Origin of the sequence: Mucilaginibacter sp., from assembly GCF_025362475.1 — a bacterium.
Taxonomy (GTDB): domain Bacteria; phylum Bacteroidota; class Bacteroidia; order Sphingobacteriales; family Sphingobacteriaceae; genus Mucilaginibacter.
Map to the genome: position 1 here is coordinate 417649 of NZ_JANYGH010000058.1, position 19225 is coordinate 436873.

Genomic DNA, 19225 nt, shown 5'->3' on the forward strand with positions numbered 1-19225 from the left:
ATTAAATTGGGGATACTGGCTATAATAAATTTAAGTGGAGAAGAAAGACTTTATAAAGCAGCAAGCTTTTTCCTTTTCCATTTAACAAATGCCGATAAATCTTTAAGCTCTAAAAGGCCTTGCGCCTCAAGATCACCGTGAGGCAATTCCTTAATTTCGATGTAATCAATATCCATCGCGAATACTTTTTCGCCCAACGCCGTATCCAAAACTTTGTAAACTGCAGCTTTTAGCCATTTACTATTTTTCACCAATTCATAATTAGGCAAGCATATTCTAAAGCCTAAAGACTTTGGCTTGTTTTTATTATCCAACGGTAAAAACCACATTTCAAAAGGTTTAAGTTCTACGTCTTCAAAAACAGTAGTATCGCCCAAACCTCGCGCTGGCATAAACGCGATGAATGACCACCCCTTTAGATCGGGCGCGGCTTCAATTAGCTCCTCTACTTTGTCGAAATAATCAACGTCACCTTCAGCGGTTATAACAAACTCCTGGCTTTCACCATGTAATCCGCCAAGATCAAAATATAGCTTGTCGCAGAACAGATGCAATTGCTCCAATATACTGTCAAGCAATTCTTCCTGGTCATTTTCATTAGAATTGGGATTGTTTATTTGAGTTAATTTATCCTGGTGCTGTTTAAACCAGTTCCAAAATTGTGAGGTTGTTTGCGACATGGTATAGTTTATACCCAAACATAAGAATATTTTAAATCGCCCTATCTCAAATTTACGCGGCCACCACATTTTCTTATTTAATTTCTGATAGATTTGTGTTTGATATACTTGTTTATGGCACTTAAAAATTCTGATTTTAAAATAGATGTAACATCCGAAATTGGCACCCTGCGTACGCTGCTCATTCATAGCCCCGATAGTGGCCTGGGCAAAGTTGTACCATCAAAAGCACAGGACTGGTTGTTTGAAGATATTGTGCACCTGGATACCATGCGCCGCAACGAGTACGATTACTATGTAAAATTGTTACTCTATTTTTTAGATCCGGATAAGATAAAAGGCAAACTTCAACAGGTTGAAAACGATTACGACCGCTTGTTTTTTAAGCCTGATAACGAAAACTTCCACGCATCAAGCAACGTTATTGAGATACAAACCCTATTGGCAGATATTTTAGAACAGGCAGATATTCGCAAAAAGCTGGTGGCATCTGTTTGCGCTATCGAAAGCTGCAATTACCGACTGCAACAGCAACTCATCGATACCGACCCTGTTGAACTGGCTAAAATATTCATATCAGGATCATTGAGTAACGAGGAAATGATCTTCGCCCCTATTCCAAACCTTATTTTTTCGAGGGATTTAGGGATAGCAGTTAACAATTTTATGCTGCTGAACAAGCCTGCAAAAAAGGCCCGTTTCCGCGAAACCTTGCTCATGAGGTATATATTTTTTAATCACCCGCTTTTTGCTGATTATCAGAACAACATTTTAGAAATTCCAGAAACAGCCCAGCATTTTTTACGCCCCGGCGAGGATAACCAGGGAAAAACCACTTTAGAGGGTGGCGATGTGATGATGGTTAGTCCACAGCATTTATTAATAGGTTGTAGCGAGCGTACCTCCATTACCGGCGCCAATGAAGCCATTAAGTTGCTATTTGAAAATGATGTGGTAAAAAAGGTAACCATTGTAAAAATTCCGCATAAACGCGATTATATGCACATTGATACGGTATTCACCCAGGTTAAGCGCAATACGTGGGTATTGCTGCGCTCGCTGGCTGTTGCCGAAGCGCCATTGGAAGAGCAGGAGCCGATGTCATGGTTTACCGATAAAAAATCAAAAGACCGTACCGAGATAGTTCAGTTCAGAAAAAATAAAAAAACAAAAATATTTAACTGCCTGGAAGATCTTTTGACTGATATTAGTCAAAGAGATTTGGAAAGTACCACAGAAACTCAATTCATTTATTCGGGCAATAACACCTTTCCATTTGATGCACGCGAACAGTGGACAGATTCATGCAACCTTTTAGCATTAAAAGAGGGCGTGGTTTTAGGCTATGACCGTAACGATAAAACAGTTGAAGCCTTTAAACAAAAGGGCTTTGAAGTGATAAAAGTTAATGAGCTGCTGCAAAAATTTGAAACCGGCGAACTTGATCCGCAAACTTTAACTGATACCTTAATTTTAATGCCTTCGGCAGAACTTTCCAGGGCACGTGGTGGTTTCCATTGTATGAGCATGCCACTTTTGAGGGATAAGGTAGTATAACCTGAAGAAAATTCCGGTTCAGAAAAAAAACTATAACCAATGACTAATCAACAATCAACCAGCAACATATTGATGATAAGGCCGGTAAACTTCGGCTTTAATGAGGAAACTGCCGAAAGCAACGCTTTTCAGAAACGCAATCCCAACCAGCAAGCTGTGCAGGATAAGGCACTGGCAGAATTTGATCACTTTGTAAAAACGCTTAAGCATAATGGTGTAAATGTTACTGTAGAGAACGATACACCACAGCCTTATACGCCCGATTCCATCTTCCCAAACAACTGGGTATCATTTCACCATGATGGCACCGTTTTTCTGTATCCTATGCAGGCAGAAAACCGCAGACTGGAACGCCGGGAAGATATCATAACCGACCTGGAAGATAAATTTAAAGTTGCCCATGTAATTGACCTTAGTCGCTTTGAGGCTGATCATAAGTTTTTGGAAGGTACCGGGAGCATGGTATTGGATAGAGAAAACAAAATTGCATATGCATGCCTGTCGCCCCGTACAGATAAAGAAGTTTTGGATCTATTTTGCGAACAAACCGGTTATCAGCCTATCAGTTTTGAAGCAGCAGATCAACATAGCCAGGCTATCTACCACACCAATGTTTTAATGTGCATAGGCAGCAAATTCGCGGTGATCTGTGCCGATAGCATTCCAAATCCGCATGAACACATTGTGGTTTTAGAATCACTTAAATCCACCAAAAAAGAAGTTGTTACCATCAGCTTTGAGCAAATGAACCGGTTTGCAGGCAATATGCTAGAGGTAAAGAATGATAAAGGCGAAACGCTTATTGTGATGTCGAAAAATGCTTTTGAAGCATTAGATGAAGATCAAAGAGCAACACTGGCAAAATATGGCAAACTGGTTTATGCCGATATCAATACCATTGAAACTAATGGCGGTGGCAGTGCAAGGTGCATGATGGCGGAGGTACATTTGCCTGTTGATTCAAATTGATTTTTAATTATTTCCATCATTAAATACACATAATGAAAGCTTTACTATTGAGTATAATTCTTTTCATTTGTTTAAATTCTGATGGACTTTGCCAAATAGCTACAGATGCTGCCAAGGTCAAATTAGATTATTCCCTAAGACTTAAATTAAAAGAAATTGATCAGTATGTACAGAGGGTGGATTCAATTAAACTTTTAATGGTTAATGATATGGTTGGTGAAATGACAAACGGCGGAACTATAGAAGAGTATGTCTTTTATGCTGACTCTTTAAGTAAAACAGCTATAAAACGGATATCTAAGACGATTAATGTACCACATCCCGAAACATCAATTATATATTACAGAAATAATCAAGTGATATATCTCAAAACCATATTTGACCAATTTAGCGCAAAGTCCAAATTTACGGAAAGCTATTACGACGGAGCCAAAATGATATATGCAAGTAAAAGACATCCAATATAAAAGCAGACAGTTATATGCGTAGTAAACAAATTACATTCAGACTATAAATTTTATCCCAACAAATAGCTGTTTATTCCGTTTAAAAATCACATTTTTGCCCCAAATTTTTAAAGGATGCAGAGTTACCAGGAATTTCTTGATTTAAGTGTGGGTTTTCCGCAGGATGGTTTTGAGATCATCGACGATGAACTATACTTTCAGGACCTTAATTTAATGGAGATGATTGAAACGTATGGTACTCCCCTACGCTTCACCTATCTGCCTATGATATCTAAAAAGATACAGCAGGCAAAGCTGCTATTCCAGCAGGCTATTATTAAAAACAATTATCGCGGCAGTTATAAATATTGCTATTGCACCAAAAGCTCGCACTTTAAACATATTGTTGAAGAGGCGCTTAAAAACGAGATTCACCTGGAAACATCATCAGCTTTTGATATGCCGATGATTGATGCCCTTGAAAAAAAGGGATCTGTAAACAAGGATGTAACAGTAATATGCAATGGTTTTAAAACCTTCCAGTACAAAACATATATTATTGATATGTTGCATGATGGTTTTAAAAACATCATCCCGGTATTGGATAATAAGGAAGAATTTAACCTATACGATGATGAGATTGAGATGGACACCCCTTGTAACCTGGGTATCCGTATAGCGGCTGAGGAGCAGCCCGACTCTCAATTCTACACCTCGCGTTTAGGTGTGCGTATGGAAGATATCATCGATTTTTATCATAATAAAATAGAGGATAATCCCAACTTCCAGGTAAAACTGTTGCATTTCTTTATCAACTCGGGTATTTCGGATACGCCATACTACTGGAACGAGCTGGAGAAATACGTAACCCTTTACTGCAAATTCAAAAAAATAAATCCACACCTGGATACGCTTGATATTGGCGGAGGTATGCCATTTAAAGATTCACTGGTTTTCGATTTTGATTATGAATACATGATCAACGAAATTGTGAGCCGGATTAAAGAGATCTGCGCCGAGCATGATACCATGGAGCCGGATATCATTACCGAATTTGGAAAATATACCGTTGCCGAAGCATCTGGAATTTTATACAAAGTATTAGGCCGTAAACAACAAAACGACCGTGAAAGGTGGTTGATGCTTGATGGATCATTCATCACCAACCTGCCGGATGTTTGGGCATTAAACCAAAAATACATCCTGTTACCGATTAACAACTGGGACAGTGAATACGAGCGCGTGAACCTTGGCGGTATCACCTGCGATGGACAGGATTACTATAACCAGGAAGCACACATGAACAGTGTGTTTATGCCTAAAACCCGTAAGGTGCAATACCTGGGCTTTTTTAACACAGGCGCCTACCAGGAAGTACTAAGCGGCTACGGTGGTATACACCATTGCCTGCTGCCATCGCCTAAACACGTGATCATTCGCCGCAACCGCGATGAAACATTCAACTTTGAAGTTTTTGGCGAAGAGCAGAACAGTAAACAAGTACTGAAGATACTGGGCTATACCACTTAATCAGTTAGCAGTTTTTAGTTAGCGGTTCGCAGCAAAAAATTATAGCGATGGGTTTATACTCATCGCTTTTTTTGTTACCTTTTTGTCTGAACCAGAATTCACAGAATTAAAGAATTTTCAGAATTTTGACTAACTTGGTTGGTCTCTCAAAAAAACTGCAAACTGCAAACTGCAAACTGCAAACTGCAAACTGCAAACTGCAAACTGCAAACTGCAAACTGCAAACTACTTCCCCGATGCCACTCCCCAATAGCAACTGTTACGGATCTTTTTCAGCAATTCGGGGGTAATGTTTGATACAGCATGTTCCAGCTTGTTTTGGTTATTGATGAGGTACATGGTGCCTTCGGCATTGTTATACACGTATGAAAGCAGCATTTTATCCTCCCCATCTTCTATTCTCTTTAAATCAACCCGGATGGCATTGGTGCTCTTGCTGGTATCGGGCTTTAAAGCAGGGTCAGATGCTTTTACCCAGTTAACCGTGTAATTTATATCTTGCGGCGATAAACTGTATGTGTTTTCCTTAAAGCTTTTACTTTCCTGTATTACCTGCAACAGGCACTTTACACACGGCTCGGCAACGGTAGCATTACCATAATTCTTTAGCGGGTTGTTAAACACACTATCTTTTTTGCCCGCCACCTGCACCGTTGTTTTTGAAATATCTTTTGAAACAGGACCAGGCTTGGCCTTAGGCTGATCACAGGCTATTAAAATTACACCCGTCATCCATATAAAAAAACAGGTTTTGAACTTATTCTGACTCATATTTAATTTCACAATAGTAGATTAATTAAATACATATTTTTAGTCCTTTTGTGTTAAATAATTATAAATACAGCTGCGGTAAATTGTACAAAAACTTGCCTATTTAAATTTAAACATGGTTTTATTGCAATTTATGGACAGATTAGGGCGCGTTTTCTTTAAAAAATCCTTAAAATTGTCTGATTTAATTTTCCCCTGCCACAAATAAAGCCGGCGGGCTATTGTTAGCATAACAATTTGGCAAAAATCAGATTATAACTGGTGTAATTTAATTTCAAAATACCTGTTACAGGGTATCATAATAAGATGACTAATAGCGATAAAGTTTCGGGCACAACGGTTGATGTAGTATTAATAGGCGCAGGTATCATGAGCGCTACACTGGGTATGATGCTGAAGGAGCTACAACCAGATTTGACCATCGAAATTTTTGAACGCCTGGATGTCATCGCCGCAGAAAGTTCGGCCCCGATGAATAATGCCGGCACCGGGCACTCAGCCTTTTGTGAGCTGAATTACACCCCCGAGCTACCTGATGGTACAGTTGAAATTAAAAAAGCCATCAAAATTGCGGAGCAATTTGAGATAACCAAAGAGTTCTGGACTTATCTTATCGATCAAAAATACATCGCATCGCCTCAAAGCTTTATCCGCAAGGTGCCGCACATGAGTTTTGTTTGGGGTGCCGATAATGTAAACTATCTTAAAAAACGTCAACAAGCCCTTATCAAACATCACTTTTTCAAAGGGATGGAATACTCTGAGGATAAAACCCAGATAAAAAAATGGATTCCCCTGGTGATGGATGGCCGTGATGAGCAGGAAGAGGTATCCGCTACTTTTATGGATATTGGTACCGATGTAAACTTTGGTAGCCTTACCGGTAGCTTAATAAACAACCTTAAACAAAAACCTGGCGTTAACCTGCATCTTAATCATGATGTAACTAACCTTAAACGCAATAAAGATGGCAGCTGGCTGGTTACTGTAAAAGACAAAACAGGCGGCGAAAAAAGAAAGTTAAATGCCAAATTTGTATTTGTTGGTGCTGGTGGTGGTGCTTTGCCCCTGCTGCAAAAATCAGGCATCCAAGAGAGTAAAGGTTTTGGCGGTTTTCCGGTAAGCGGGCAATGGCTGGTGTGTAGTAACCCCGACGTTATAAAGCGCCACGAAGCTAAGGTATATGGTAAAGCATCAGTAGGCTCGCCGCCAATGTCTGTACCTCACCTGGATACACGTATGATAGATGGCAAACGCGAGTTACTTTTCGGTCCGTATGCAGGTTTTTCAACGCGTTTCTTAAAAAAGGGTTCATTGCTTGACCTCTTTTGCACTATTAAACCAAATAACATACTACCCCTGCTTGCCGTAGGGCGCGATAACTGGCCTTTAACCAAATACCTCATCAGCCAGGTATTGCAATCGCCTGCAGACAGACTTAAAGCCCTGCAGGAGTACCTGCCAACGGCTAAAGCCGAAGACTGGACGTTGGACATTGCCGGCCAGCGCGTACAGGTGATCAAGAAAGATGCTAAACATACCGGTGTGCTGGAGTTTGGTACCGAAGTGGTAACATCCGCAGATGGCAGTATTTCAGCATTATTAGGAGCTTCTCCGGGCGCTTCAACATCGGTACCAATTATGGTTCACCTTATTGAGCGTTGCTTTAAAATCCATATCAAAACACCCCAATGGCAGGAAAAGCTAAAGCTAATGATTCCATCGTATGGACAATCGCTGGCTAAGGATGAAGCATTGAGCGTGGCTACGCGCGAGCGCACAAGCAAGGCGTTGGGGTTAAATTAACCGCCTGGCAGGCTAAAATTTATGGGCACAGTATATTGTACACGTACCGGGCGGCCATTTTGAAGGCCGGGTTTCCATGGTGGGCTTAATTTCAATACACGTATGGCTTCCTCATCCAGCAAGAGGTCAATACTTCTTACAACCCTTATACCCGTTAATGAACCATCTTTTTCTATCACGAAAGTAAGTATAACTCTACCTTGTATTTTCCTGGCTTTTGCATCACTGGGATAATGGCTATTTTTCTGTAAAAACTTTGTAAATCCCTGTACACCTCCTTCAAATTCGGGCTGCATCTCAAAACTGGTGAAGGGATATTTATTCCCTTGCTTATCATAACTGATGCCCGAAATTAACTCGCCCCTGCGGTATTGGCATATGCAATATATGTCATCGCTGGGGTAGTACTTCCATTCGCCATCCTCAAGCCCATCAACCACCTCACCTTCCTGGAGCAAAGTTTTATAGTCCGATATCAACTTTATCCACCAACCGTTGCCGTTTTCGGCCAATACCTTGCCGGTTGAATCATTACAGGAGGCCAGTACCAGCTGTCCTTGGTAATATTTACCGGTTTCATAAATCTTTCCATTGGTATAATAAGCGATGGCATCGCCCTCCCTTCTGCCATTTTTATAACTACAAATGATCTTTTTTTGCCCGCTAGGGTAAAACTCAATGCATGAGCCTTCTAAATCGGCTGTGAATTTGCCCATCACCAACGTACCAATCAATTTAGGTTTTCCGTTTAAATAATAATCTGTAACCGGGAAAAGATTGCTGCCTGCGCTGGTATCAGGCTTTGTAATTCTGCGGATAAAATCGGCGCTATCCTTGTTTTCAATTGGTGTCACTCTTATCATCTCATAACCAACGTACATGTTGCGCATATATGATATTATGGTATCCTGCTGGGCTCTTACCTGACCAGCATAAAAAAGTGTTATTAATAAAAACAAGCTGGTAATTTTACGCATGGGGTTAGAAACGAATTAAATTTAACGAGTCAATTGTTTAGGTGCCATATTTAATAACCGTCTGCTAATACAAAATTTACAGGCACTTGATATAAAAACTTTGTGGGGATGCCGTATGAGCGGCTGGGAACCCAGACAGGCGAATGCGCCATTACATTTAAAGCTTCGTTATCAATACTCGGATATACATGTCTGGTTACTCTGGTAAATACAATAAAGGTGATTAAGGCAAATATAAATTTCTTCTAAAAATAAAAAGGGCGCCGATATTAAATATGGCGCCCTAAATATAAAAATATTGATGAGATTATTACTGAAATGATACCGCCGGCATATTGCTGTTCACCGCGGTTTCTTTAACCTTAAAATCGGCAGGGTGGCCCAGCACAACTGTTTTTATAACAAACGGGATCTTCACCCCTCCGTTTATGCCTTCATAATTACTCCATTCGATGATGGAATTTACCGGCCCATCTACTACCTGCTTCACTTTCAACCCGGTTTTTTGATCATAAAAATTCCTGATCACAGCACCATCAGCAATGTTTACATCAATTTCATAAGCCATCTCATTATTTACAACCTTAAGGGTTGAATCAAGCACCATGGTATTTCCATACTTTTCGTAGTCCAGTTCGGGGAATGGTCTGCTTTTTTCTTTCACCAGTTTTTTTGCCACGTCATCTAACGGAACATCATGGTTTACCTGCTGCACACTTATATTATTATCATTTACCAAAATATGGCTCAGTACCAGGTTACTGTATGATGGTACCGTAATTTGCTGAAAAAACATCCCCGGTGTACGATACCTGGTAACCATTTGCACTTCAGAACCCTGTACACTTGCCGTTGATGAAATTTGCAGGTCCTTTATATTTTTTAGTTTATCAACACCACCAATGGCCTCCAGGTAGTTTTTAATAACGCTCGCGGTAGTTACCCCTTTTGGTACAGGCAAGCCACTAAAGGAATTGTTTTCCGTGTTTACATCCGGCAGCTTATGATCAGGATCAATGGTTGCCACAGTTATTTTCGAGGTTGATTTATAAGGGAATGTCCATACGCTGCCACGTTGCCAAATTTCGGCAGGGAGTTTTACTATAGCTGTTTTGCCGTTTTCTTCTTTTATGCTAATAGTAACAGGCAAAGCCATTTCTTCCAAATTCTCAATGGTGATAAACGCCCCTTTGGTGGCATCGCCATTAGGATAGTTAATGGCGGTAATACCCTGATCAAGCTTCCAGGTGGTAAAAAACCACTCATTCCAAAACCAGCTCAGGTCTTCGCCGGCGGCATTATCCATGGTATGGAAAAAATCCCAGGGCGTTGGGTGTTTAAAGGCCCAGCGTTTAATATACGTACGAAAAGCATAATCAAATCGCTGCTCGCCCAGGATCTGCTCGCGCAAAATCGTTAAACCCAAAGCTGGTTTTTCATAGGCTGCTACGCCCAAAAAGTTTTCCTGTAATACATCAGGAATAGTCATAATTGGCTCCGCATCGGCACTAAACAAACCCGACGCTGCCTTTTGCTGATCGGTAACCTGGTAATATTCGCCTTTATTAAACGTGCGGGTATCCACATCGTTTAAAAACGTGTTAAAGCCTTCGTCCATCCAGGCATATTTACGCTCGTTTGAGCCTACAATCATCGGGAACCAGTTGTGCCCAAACTCATGGTTGGTAACCTCCCATAAACTGCCGGCTTTATTTTCAGATCCGCAGAAAACAATACCGGGGTACTCCATACCACCCACCGTACCGGCAACATTGGTTGCCACAGGGTAGGTATACTCAAACCATTGGTTTGAATATAGTTCAATAGCCGCTTTTACGTACTCTGTCGACCGGCTCCAGGCATCATTACCTTTTGCCTCAACCGGGTACACAGATTGCGCCAGGGCTTTTTTGCCGCTGGGCAGGTTAATGCGCGCGGCATCCCATATAAATGCTTTTGAAGCTGCCCAGGCTATATCACGGGCATTTTTGCAGGCAAAGTGCCAGGTTAGCGTTGGCTTTTTAGGATAATCGTTATTATGCAAAATATCAGCCTCATCCCTTATCATTACCGTTTTATCGCTATTGCGGGCAGCTGCAAGCCGGGTAACAGTTAACGGCGAATAAACCTCCGCAGGATTAAGCAACTCGCCAGATCCGGTTATTACTAAACTTGCCGGCGCGGTAATGGTATAATCAAAATTGCCATACTCCAGGTAAAACTCACCTGCACCAAGATATGGTAAGGTGTTCCATCCGGCTACATCATCATAAACCTCCATTCGTGGGTACCATTGCGCCATTTCATAAATCCACCCGTTTTTGGTTTGCAGGCGGCCCATACGGTCGGTACCATATTTGGGGATCTCAAAACCATATTCAATTTTTAGTTGCAGCTTGCCGCCCGCCGCTTTTAACGAATCTTTGAGCTTTATCTGCAGGCGTGTATCAGTTACTAAATAATCAGCCTTTATGGTTTTGCCGTTTTTAATGATATAGATAGCTTTTATTTCATCGCCCTTGGTATAGGTTTTGTTGGCGAAACGGCCACCGCTCACATTACTGGTAGCCTCGGCCCTTGAATCTTCGCGGTAAATATTTTGATCGTCCTGCAGCCACAAAAATGTTAGCGCATCGGGACTGTTATTGGTATAACTGATAACAACGGTGCCATCAATCCGTTGCTTTGCAGTATCTAATGTAACATTCAATTTATAATCAGCCCGGTTTTGCCAGTACTTTGCGCCGGGCGCCCCACCCGCGTTCCTGAATTCGTTGCCTTTTTCGGGATAAAATAAAGGATTAAACACTTTATGCTGATCGTACTTTGCACTCTGCTGATCGCCATTTTGCGCATAGCTTAAGGCCGAATAAGTACACAAAAGCACAAAGAGAATTGCTTTATTCAATTTCATAAGGGTTTTATTTATAGTGATGGGCAAGTTATACAAATATTTTCAAGTGCTTTTAACGTAATTGAGACTTTACATAGTATAGTTAGGATGTTAAAGAACGTTAAATACCAACAGTATCATCTACCTTAAAAATCATTATACAAACCATTACCTATTTTTTATATTTTTGCGGATGATTGCGGGCAAACATTATTTTAGCCCAACGTCGCATCCCGAATAAATGGATATATCAGTAGTAGTACCGCTTTATGACGAAATTGAATCATTGCCCGAGCTTACCTCTTGGATAAGCCGCGTAATGGACGACAACCGTTTTACTTATGAGATCATATTGATTGATGACGGCAGTAAGGATGGTTCCTGGGAAATGATCAGGAAATTAAAGCTAAACAATCCCTTTATAAAAGGGATAAAATTCAGGCGTAATTATGGCAAGTCTGCCGCTTTAAATATGGGCTTCGCAGCTACCCGTGGGGATGTTGTGATTACCATGGATGCCGACCTGCAAGACAGCCCGGATGAGATCCCGGAGCTATATCGCCGTATTGTTGAAGAAAAATACGATCTGATATCGGGCTGGAAAGCTAAACGTTACGACCCGCTCAGCAAAACTATCCCGACAAAATTATTTAACGCCGCCACCAGGAAAATGAGCGGCATAGATAATTTGCATGATTTTAACTGTGGTTTAAAAGCTTATCGCAGCACCGTTGTTAAAAATATAGAAGTTTATGGCGAAATGCACCGCTATATACCTGTATTGGCCAAATGGGCTGGTTTCACCAAAATTGGAGAGCAGGTTGTTGAGCACCGGGCACGTAAATACGGCAAGACAAAATTTGGCATGAGCCGATTTGTTAACGGCTTTCTTGATCTGCTATCTATATTTTTTGTAGGTAAGTTTGGCAAACGCCCCATGCACTTTTTTGGCACCCTGGGAACATTGAGTTTTTTTACCGGGTTGGTAATAGCTATCTGGATGATCGCTGATAAACTTTACCTAATCGCGCACAACGAAAAGTACAGAGATGTGACCTCGAGCCCCATGTTCTACATAGCGCTTGTTGCCATAATTTTAGGCTCTCAACTATTTTTAACCGGCTTTGTTGCCGAACTGGTTTCCCGTAATTCAAGTGAACGTAATCATTACCAGGTAGAGGAGACGATTTGATGTACAAATTTCGGATGTGCAGATATGCAGATGCGAATTGTTTAATGTGAGGGTGAAAAATTGTATAATGATTAACCTTATGAGCACATCAAAAAATCAAACAAAATTTAAGATCAAAAAAATCATAAAATCCGCAGCTTCATCGGCACATTTGAAATCTGCGCATTTGCACATCTAACAGTATGTTTTTTTCCATCATCATTCCACTATATAACCGCCCGCAGGAGATCAAAGAACTGCTGGATACCCTCGTACTGCAAACGTACCGGGACTTTGAGGTTTTGGTGATAGAGGATGGTTCTGTTAACGATGCAGAGGCTATTGTAAACAGTTTTACCGATAAACTTGATGTTAGGTACTTTAAAAAAGCAAACGAAGGCCAGGGCTTTACCCGCAACTTTGGTTTTGAAAGGGCCAAAGGCGAGTACTTTATCATATTCGATTCGGATTGCCTGATCCCCGCCGATTACCTGGACATAGTGAACAGCTCTTTAGCCGCAAATTACCTGGATGCTTACGGCGGGCCAGATGGCGCACACGCTTCATTTACGCCAACGCAAAAAGCCATAAGCTACTCCATGACCTCCCCTTTTACTACCGGCGGCATACGTGGTAATAAAAAAGGAATTGGGCAGTTTCACCCGCGCAGCTTTAATATGGGCGTATCAAGACAGGTATGGGAAAAGGCAGGCGGGTTTATCATAACGCGTCTTGGCGAGGATATTGAGTATAGCATCCGCATTCATTCTATGGGTTTCAAGATCGGGCTGATACCTGATGCTATTGTTTTTCATAAAAGGCGAACCAATTTTATCCAGTTTTTTAAACAACTACATTTTTTTGGCCGGGCCCGGATCAACATTTATAAATTTTTCCCACGGGAATTAAAGGCAGTTCATTTCTTCCCGGCAGCCTTTACACTTTTCATTCTTTTCACCCTCATTTTCAACCTGCTTGGCTGGCAAATAGCCCAATTGGGGAACTTTATACTGGCTATTATCATTTTGTTAATATTTTTTCACGCTTGGTGGAAAAACAGATCGGCAAAAATCGCATTTTTGAGCATTATAGCTGCCTTCACTCAACTTACGGCCTACGGAATAGGATTTATGCAGGATTTTTGGAAGCGGGTAATTTTTAACAGATCATAACCACCTATGTACCACTCATTTTCTGTTGCAGAAACCATTAAAACTGCATGGAATATTTTAAAGAAAAATTTCGTTCCACTTATAGTGTACTCGGTTCTATCGTTGTTCATTAATGAGGTGGTTGATTTTTTCAAAACTTTTTTTCTTATAGGTGATTATGTAACCAAATTCATTTTCATATTTATACAGTTGGTTATACAATGTTATATTGGTTTAAGCTTTTATAAACTCATATTAACCCTTATGGATAGGCAGTATTATGAGTTTGAGCTTAAAGACATATTGCCTTCATTTAAAATGACTTTCAACTTTGTAATAATAGGATTGATTACCGGTGTGTTTATCCTCATATTATCATTGATATATTTTTTTGCAGATAGGGTTTTAGGCATTTCGAGCATCATTGAAGTAGTGGAATTATTGCTTATTCTTTATATCAGCTTGCGCAGCATTTTTTGCATTTGTTTTATTGTTGATGATGACTCGGCCCCAATAGAATCATTAAAACAAAGCTTCGAAATCACTAAGGATAATTTCTTTAAAACACTTGGCATTTTTGCTATTATAATTTCTATTCTGGTAGTAACCCTTATACCACTTGTAGCTGTAATAAGTTTATTTGGGCTTGATGAGGGCAAACGGGACTTTATATTTCGCCTCGCTTCTTATTGCTGGGTGCTTTTAACTTTTCCTTTTATACAGGTAATAATTATGGTAACCTACCGTAAATTAGTTTACAGCCACAAGGATGTTGATGATGATATTGCCGAAACCAATTAAACAATGGGTTTAAAATCTGTATTGAGCAAAGCGTTTGCTGCACTGGTAAACAGGGAACTTAACCACTTGCGCAAAAATGCGCCCGCCCTGCAACAAAAAACATTCAGCGAACTCATTTACCAGGCAAAGGATACCACATTTGGTAAAGCGCACAATTTTGCGCAGATCAACAATTACGAAGAGTTTAAGAAAAATGTACCCATTCATGACTATGAGGATCTGCGCCCTTATATTGATAGGGTTGTAAAAGGAGAAGAAAACGTGCTATGGCCGGGGAAGCCGGCTTACCTCGCCAAAACATCAGGCACTACCTCGGGTGTTAAGTACATCCCAATATCCAAAGAGAGCATGCCGCAGCACATCAAAGCTGCCCGTAATGCCCTGCTCAGTTACATCCATGAAACCGGCAATGCCGATTTTGTAGACGGTAAAATGATATTTTTGCAAGGCAGCCCGGTATTGGCCGAAAAGAATGGCGTTTCTACCGGCAGGCTCTCGGGCATTGTGGCGCACCACGTGCCTGCTTACCTGCAAAAAAACCGCCTGCCCAGTTATGATACCAATTGTATCGAAGACTGGGAGCAAAAGGTTGATGCCATTGTTGAGGAAACCTATAACCAGGATATGCGCCTGATCAGCGGCATACCACCCTGGTGTCAGATGTATTTCGATAGGCTCTCGGCAAAAGCCGGCGGCAAAAAGGTGAAAGACATTTTTCCAAACTTTAAGTTATATGTGCACGGTGGCGTAAACTATGAGCCCTACCGCGCCCGGATGGAGGAAAGTATTGGTTTTAAAATAGATTCCATCGAAACGTATCCAGCATCAGAAGGCTTTATTGCTTTCCAGGATTCGCAGAAAGAAACGGGGCTGTTGCTGTTGGTTAACTCAGGCATATTCTACGAGTTTATTCCATCCGAAGAATATTTTAATGAGCACCCAACCCGAATCAACATTAAGGATGTGGAGCTGGAAAAAAACTATGCCCTCATCATGAATACCAGCGCCGGTTTATGGGGATATAGTTTGGGCGATACTATTAAATTCATTTCCAAAAACCCATATAAGATCATCGTAACGGGCCGTATCAAACATTATATCTCGGCCTTTGGCGAACATGTAATTGGCGAAGAAGTAGAACACGCGTTGATGACTGTTGCTAAAGAAGAGGCGGTTGATGTAATTGAGTTCACCGTAGCACCGCAGGTTAATCCACCGGCCGGTCAGTTGCCCTATCATGAATGGTTTGTGGAGTTTGGCACTCCACCTGCCAACCTTCATGCATTTGCCATAAAAGTTGATAAAGCACTGCAAAAGAAAAATATTTACTATTTTGACCTGATTGAAGGTAACATTTTGCAACCTTTGATCATCCAAGGCCTGCAAAAAGACGCGTTCATCAATTACATGAGATCGGAAGGTAAGCTGGGCGGACAAAACAAAGTACCCAGGCTATCTAACGACAGAAAAATAGCTGACGGTTTAAATGAGTATATTAGCAAATAAGAAAACACGTTATTGCGAGTGGTAAAATTTCGCAAAAACCTTAAAAGGAAATAACATTTTAAAAAAGGGCTGTCATGCTGAGCCTGTCGAAGCATGTGGGCAAAGGCCTCTGCGCGCGACCCTTCGACAGGCTCAGGGTGACAGGCCACTTTAGAGTGTACTTACGTTAACAAACACGTCATGGCGAGATATGAAGCACTGGCGATTTTAGAAATATTTAAAAGTTACATTGAGTAATCAACAAAAAAACATCGCCATATTTGGCTCAACAGGCAGTATAGGTACACAAACCCTCCAGGTTATAAAGGGTAACGGCAATTTGTTCAGAGCTTTTTTACTTACTGCACATTCCAACGCCGATTTACTTATTAGCCAGGCCATTGAATTTGAGCCGGAGTATGTTATCATATGCGATCAAAGTAAATACCTGCAGGTAAAGGAAGCATTGGCTCACCTGCCTGTAAACGTACTTGCCGGGCATCAGGCAATTATAGATACGGTTACCCATCCTGATATTGCCGTGGTGCTTACCGCTATGGTTGGCTTTGCCGGGCTGGAACCTACCATTGCTGCTATTAAAGCTGGCAAGGATATTGCCCTGGCCAATAAAGAAACCCTGGTTGTAGCCGGCGAAATTGTAACCGCACTCGCCAAACAATATGGTGTAAAAATCCTTCCTGTTGATTCAGAACATTCGGCTATATTTCAATGCCTTGCCGGCGAAAGCGCGAACCCTATCGAAAAGCTGATCATAACTGCTTCCGGTGGACCATTCCGCGGTCGGGGACTTGATTTTTTGGCCAATGTAAGCCGCGAGGATGCGCTTAAACATCCTAACTGGGTAATGGGTGCCAAAATTACTATTGATTCGGCTTCGCTGATGAATAAGGGTCTGGAAGTGATAGAAGCCAAATGGCTTTTTGATATAGAAGCCGACCAGATTGAGGTAATAGTTCATCCGCAGTCAATCATCCACTCGATGGTGCAATTTAAAGATGGATCCATCAAAGCACAAATGGGTTTACCCGATATGAAGCTGCCTATTCAGTACGCGCTTACCTACCCTTCCCGCGTGCAAAATGATTTTAAACGTTTTAGTTTTACTGATTATCCAAATCTTACTTTTGAAAAACCAGACCTGGATACTTTCCGTAATCTTAATTTAGCATACATGGCCTTAAAACAAGGGGGTAACATGCCTTGTATTATTAATGCGGCCAATGAAATAGCTGTGGCTGGTTTCCTAAACAACAGTATAGGATTTTTGGCCATGAGCAACCTTATTGAGGAATGCATGCAACATATAACTTATATAGCACAGCCAACCTTAACCGACTATTTGAATACTGACAAAGAAACACGCATCTTTGCGCAAAATTTTATACAAAAATTGCCGTTAAAGGCAATACACTACTAATAGATAAATATAAATAATGAGTATAGTGATCATGGTGGGCCAGCTTGTACTGGGCCTTTCAATTTTAATAATCCTGCATGAGCTGGGGCACTTTTTAGCTGCACGCGCCTTCGGGATTAAAGTAGAGAAATTTTACCTGTTTTTTGACGCATGGAACATAAGCCTGTTTAAATTTACATATAAAGGTGTTGAATACGGTATTGGCTGGCTGCCTTTGGGTGGTTATGTTAAAATTGCCGGTATGATAGATGAATCCATGGATACCGATCAGTTGGCCGGTCCGCCGCAGCCCTGGGAGTTTCGCTCAAAACCAGCCTGGCAGCGTTTAATAGTAATGCTTGGCGGTGTTACCGTAAACGTTATACTGGGTATCCTGATATTCTGGATCCTGACCATGCGTTTCGGCGAAAGCTATATACCAAACTCAAGCGCTAAATATGGTATTGTACCCGGCGTAGTTGGTAAAAAAATCGGGTTAATGGCCGGCGATAAGATCACTGCGGTTAACGGCAAAGCTGTTGAGCGCTTTGATGACCTTACCAGCCCTAAAGTATTGCTTGAAAATACGGTTTTTACCGTTCAGCGCGGTATCGAAACGTTAAGTGTAACGGTACCGCACACCATATTAAATGACCTGAGCGATAACGGTATTGAAGAATTTATAAGCCGTGTGCCAAGGATGAAATTTGTAGTTGATTCCTTATCTCCAAATGGAGCAGCACGAAAATCGGGATTACTCAAAGGGGATAGCATTGTTGCCATTAATAGCTCTCCTATAGCTTTTTATGACCAGGTAAAACCCGAACTTCAAAAAAACAAAGGAAAACTGGTTGAATTGACCATAAAGCGCAATAACAACCCTATGGTGATAAAAGCCCAGTTAGGTAATGATGGCACATTGGGTTTCTATCCATCTAAAAACGACCTTCCCGAGATAAGAACTATTAAATATGGTTTCTTTGCATCCTTACCAATAGGCGCGTCAAGAGCCATAAGCACCTTTACCGATAACGCCAAAGGTTTAGGTAAAATATTTAAGGGTGATGTAAAGTTTAACAAAGCAGTAAGCGGTCCGGTTGCAATTGCCAACCTGTTTGGCAGCACTATAGATTGGGTTCACTTCTGGAGCCTGGTAGGCTTTTTATCAATGGTATTAGCCCTGATGAACCTGTTGCCTATCCCGGCGCTTGATGGCGGGCATGCTGTATTTCTTATCATCGAGATGATTAAAGGTAAGCCGCTAAGCGATAAGTTCCTGGAACGCGCCCAGATTGTTGGGTTTGTAATACTGGTTACTTTAATGGTATTTGTTTTTGGTAATGATATTGTAAAGCAAGTAATGAAGAAGTAAGCACTTCTTTCTGCATATGGAAACAGCCCGGGGATTTACCTCCGGGCTGTTTTTGTTACCCATAGTTTGTACTAAATCAGGCGTTCAAATACCACTGCGAATGGCATGTCGGCGAAACCCCTCCCTGCCATTGCGCGCATTTGCAGCCGCACCCCTCCCGTTGGGAGGGAATAAAAAAACCGTTAACAAATATTCCTTA

At 41.2% G+C, this 19225-nt stretch carries 15 protein-coding genes; 11 read left to right on the forward strand and 4 right to left on the reverse strand.

The window, feature by feature from the left end:
- Nucleotides 1–50: 50 nt before the first annotated feature.
- Entirely contained in the window at nucleotides 51–680 is a 630-nt protein-coding gene (locus tag Q0R88_RS20455; RefSeq protein ID WP_295719782.1) for a hypothetical protein, read from the reverse strand.
- A gap of 114 nt (nucleotides 681–794) precedes the next feature.
- Between Q0R88_RS20455 and Q0R88_RS20460 the strand changes: the two genes are divergently transcribed.
- From Q0R88_RS20460 to Q0R88_RS20475, 4 genes are all read left to right on the forward strand, one after another.
- Nucleotides 795–2237 carry an arginine deiminase family protein gene (locus Q0R88_RS20460; protein ID WP_295719784.1) on the forward strand — a complete coding sequence of 481 codons (1443 nt, stop codon included), beginning with the start codon at nucleotides 795–797 and terminating at the stop codon, nucleotides 2235–2237.
- Nucleotides 2238–2276: 39 nt separating this feature from the next.
- Entirely contained in the window at nucleotides 2277–3206 is a 930-nt protein-coding gene (ctlX, locus tag Q0R88_RS20465; protein ID WP_295719787.1) for a citrulline utilization hydrolase CtlX, read from the forward strand.
- Between the two features lie 32 nt (nucleotides 3207–3238).
- The gene (locus tag Q0R88_RS20470; protein ID WP_295719789.1) at nucleotides 3239–3673 is read left to right on the forward strand and encodes a hypothetical protein; all 435 of its coding nucleotides are present in this window, start codon (nucleotides 3239–3241) and stop codon (nucleotides 3671–3673) included.
- A 114-nt stretch (nucleotides 3674–3787) separates the two neighbouring features.
- Entirely contained in the window at nucleotides 3788–5182 is a 1395-nt protein-coding gene (locus Q0R88_RS20475) for an arginine decarboxylase (RefSeq protein ID WP_295719791.1), read from the forward strand.
- A gap of 225 nt (nucleotides 5183–5407) precedes the next feature.
- Here the strand turns inward: Q0R88_RS20475 and Q0R88_RS20480 are convergent, their stop codons facing one another.
- Entirely contained in the window at nucleotides 5408–5953 is a 546-nt protein-coding gene (locus Q0R88_RS20480; protein WP_295719794.1) for a hypothetical protein, read from the reverse strand.
- Between the two features lie 306 nt (nucleotides 5954–6259).
- On the opposite strand from Q0R88_RS20480, the gene Q0R88_RS20485 reads away from it, so the two are divergent.
- Complete coding sequence (locus tag Q0R88_RS20485) at nucleotides 6260–7759, forward strand: malate:quinone oxidoreductase (RefSeq protein WP_295719796.1); 1500 nt, start codon at nucleotides 6260–6262, stop codon at nucleotides 7757–7759.
- On the opposite strand, the gene Q0R88_RS20490 is transcribed toward Q0R88_RS20485, so the two are convergent.
- Together Q0R88_RS20490 and Q0R88_RS20495 are read right to left on the reverse strand one after the other, a co-directional pair.
- On the reverse strand, nucleotides 7756–8736 hold the full coding sequence (locus Q0R88_RS20490; RefSeq protein WP_295719798.1) for an energy transducer TonB: 981 nt from the start codon (nucleotides 8734–8736) through the stop codon (nucleotides 7756–7758). The two genes, Q0R88_RS20485 and Q0R88_RS20490, sit on opposite strands and share 4 nt — an antisense overlap.
- A gap of 310 nt (nucleotides 8737–9046) precedes the next feature.
- Nucleotides 9047–11650 (reverse strand): M1 family metallopeptidase, encoded by a 2604-nt coding sequence (locus Q0R88_RS20495; protein ID WP_295719800.1) that lies wholly within the window; start codon nucleotides 11648–11650, stop codon nucleotides 9047–9049.
- Nucleotides 11651–11870: 220 nt separating this feature from the next.
- Between Q0R88_RS20495 and Q0R88_RS20500 the strand changes: the two genes are divergently transcribed.
- From Q0R88_RS20500 to rseP, 6 genes are all read left to right on the forward strand, one after another.
- Entirely contained in the window at nucleotides 11871–12821 is a 951-nt protein-coding gene (locus Q0R88_RS20500) for a glycosyltransferase family 2 protein (protein ID WP_295719803.1), read from the forward strand.
- Between the two features lie 182 nt (nucleotides 12822–13003).
- Complete coding sequence (locus Q0R88_RS20505; RefSeq protein ID WP_295719805.1) at nucleotides 13004–13972, forward strand: glycosyltransferase; 969 nt, start codon at nucleotides 13004–13006, stop codon at nucleotides 13970–13972.
- Between the two features lie 6 nt (nucleotides 13973–13978).
- Nucleotides 13979–14752 carry a glycerophosphoryl diester phosphodiesterase membrane domain-containing protein gene (locus Q0R88_RS20510; RefSeq protein WP_295719808.1) on the forward strand — a complete coding sequence of 258 codons (774 nt, stop codon included), beginning with the start codon at nucleotides 13979–13981 and terminating at the stop codon, nucleotides 14750–14752.
- Between the two features lie 3 nt (nucleotides 14753–14755).
- The gene (locus tag Q0R88_RS20515) at nucleotides 14756–16258 is read left to right on the forward strand and encodes a GH3 auxin-responsive promoter family protein (RefSeq protein WP_295719811.1); all 1503 of its coding nucleotides are present in this window, start codon (nucleotides 14756–14758) and stop codon (nucleotides 16256–16258) included.
- A gap of 229 nt (nucleotides 16259–16487) precedes the next feature.
- Entirely contained in the window at nucleotides 16488–17675 is a 1188-nt protein-coding gene (locus Q0R88_RS20520) for a 1-deoxy-D-xylulose-5-phosphate reductoisomerase (protein WP_295719813.1), read from the forward strand.
- A gap of 16 nt (nucleotides 17676–17691) precedes the next feature.
- Nucleotides 17692–19026, forward strand: coding sequence for an RIP metalloprotease RseP (rseP, locus tag Q0R88_RS20525; protein ID WP_295719815.1), 1335 nt, complete (start codon nucleotides 17692–17694; stop codon nucleotides 19024–19026).
- The last annotated feature ends 199 nt before the right edge of the window (nucleotides 19027–19225 follow it).

Coding starts and splice junctions, on each gene's coding strand:
- rseP (WP_295719815.1), top strand. CDS start 17,692: ATGAGTATAGTGATCATGGTGGGCCAGCTTGTACTGGGCCTTTCAATT.
- Q0R88_RS20485 (WP_295719796.1), top strand. CDS start 6,260: ATGACTAATAGCGATAAAGTTTCGGGCACAACGGTTGATGTAGTATTA.
- ctlX (WP_295719787.1), top strand. CDS start 2,277: ATGACTAATCAACAATCAACCAGCAACATATTGATGATAAGGCCGGTA.
- Q0R88_RS20470 (WP_295719789.1), top strand. CDS start 3,239: ATGAAAGCTTTACTATTGAGTATAATTCTTTTCATTTGTTTAAATTCT.
- Q0R88_RS20460 (WP_295719784.1), top strand. CDS start 795: ATGGCACTTAAAAATTCTGATTTTAAAATAGATGTAACATCCGAAATT.
- Q0R88_RS20505 (WP_295719805.1), top strand. CDS start 13,004: ATGTTTTTTTCCATCATCATTCCACTATATAACCGCCCGCAGGAGATC.
- Q0R88_RS20480 (WP_295719794.1), bottom strand. CDS start 5,953: ATGAGTCAGAATAAGTTCAAAACCTGTTTTTTTATATGGATGACGGGT.
- Q0R88_RS20495 (WP_295719800.1), bottom strand. CDS start 11,650: ATGAAATTGAATAAAGCAATTCTCTTTGTGCTTTTGTGTACTTATTCG.
- Q0R88_RS20455 (WP_295719782.1), bottom strand. CDS start 680: ATGTCGCAAACAACCTCACAATTTTGGAACTGGTTTAAACAGCACCAG.
- Q0R88_RS20490 (WP_295719798.1), bottom strand. CDS start 8,736: ATGCGTAAAATTACCAGCTTGTTTTTATTAATAACACTTTTTTATGCT.
- Q0R88_RS20510 (WP_295719808.1), top strand. CDS start 13,979: ATGTACCACTCATTTTCTGTTGCAGAAACCATTAAAACTGCATGGAAT.
- Q0R88_RS20475 (WP_295719791.1), top strand. CDS start 3,788: ATGCAGAGTTACCAGGAATTTCTTGATTTAAGTGTGGGTTTTCCGCAG.
- Q0R88_RS20500 (WP_295719803.1), top strand. CDS start 11,871: ATGGATATATCAGTAGTAGTACCGCTTTATGACGAAATTGAATCATTG.
- Q0R88_RS20515 (WP_295719811.1), top strand. CDS start 14,756: ATGGGTTTAAAATCTGTATTGAGCAAAGCGTTTGCTGCACTGGTAAAC.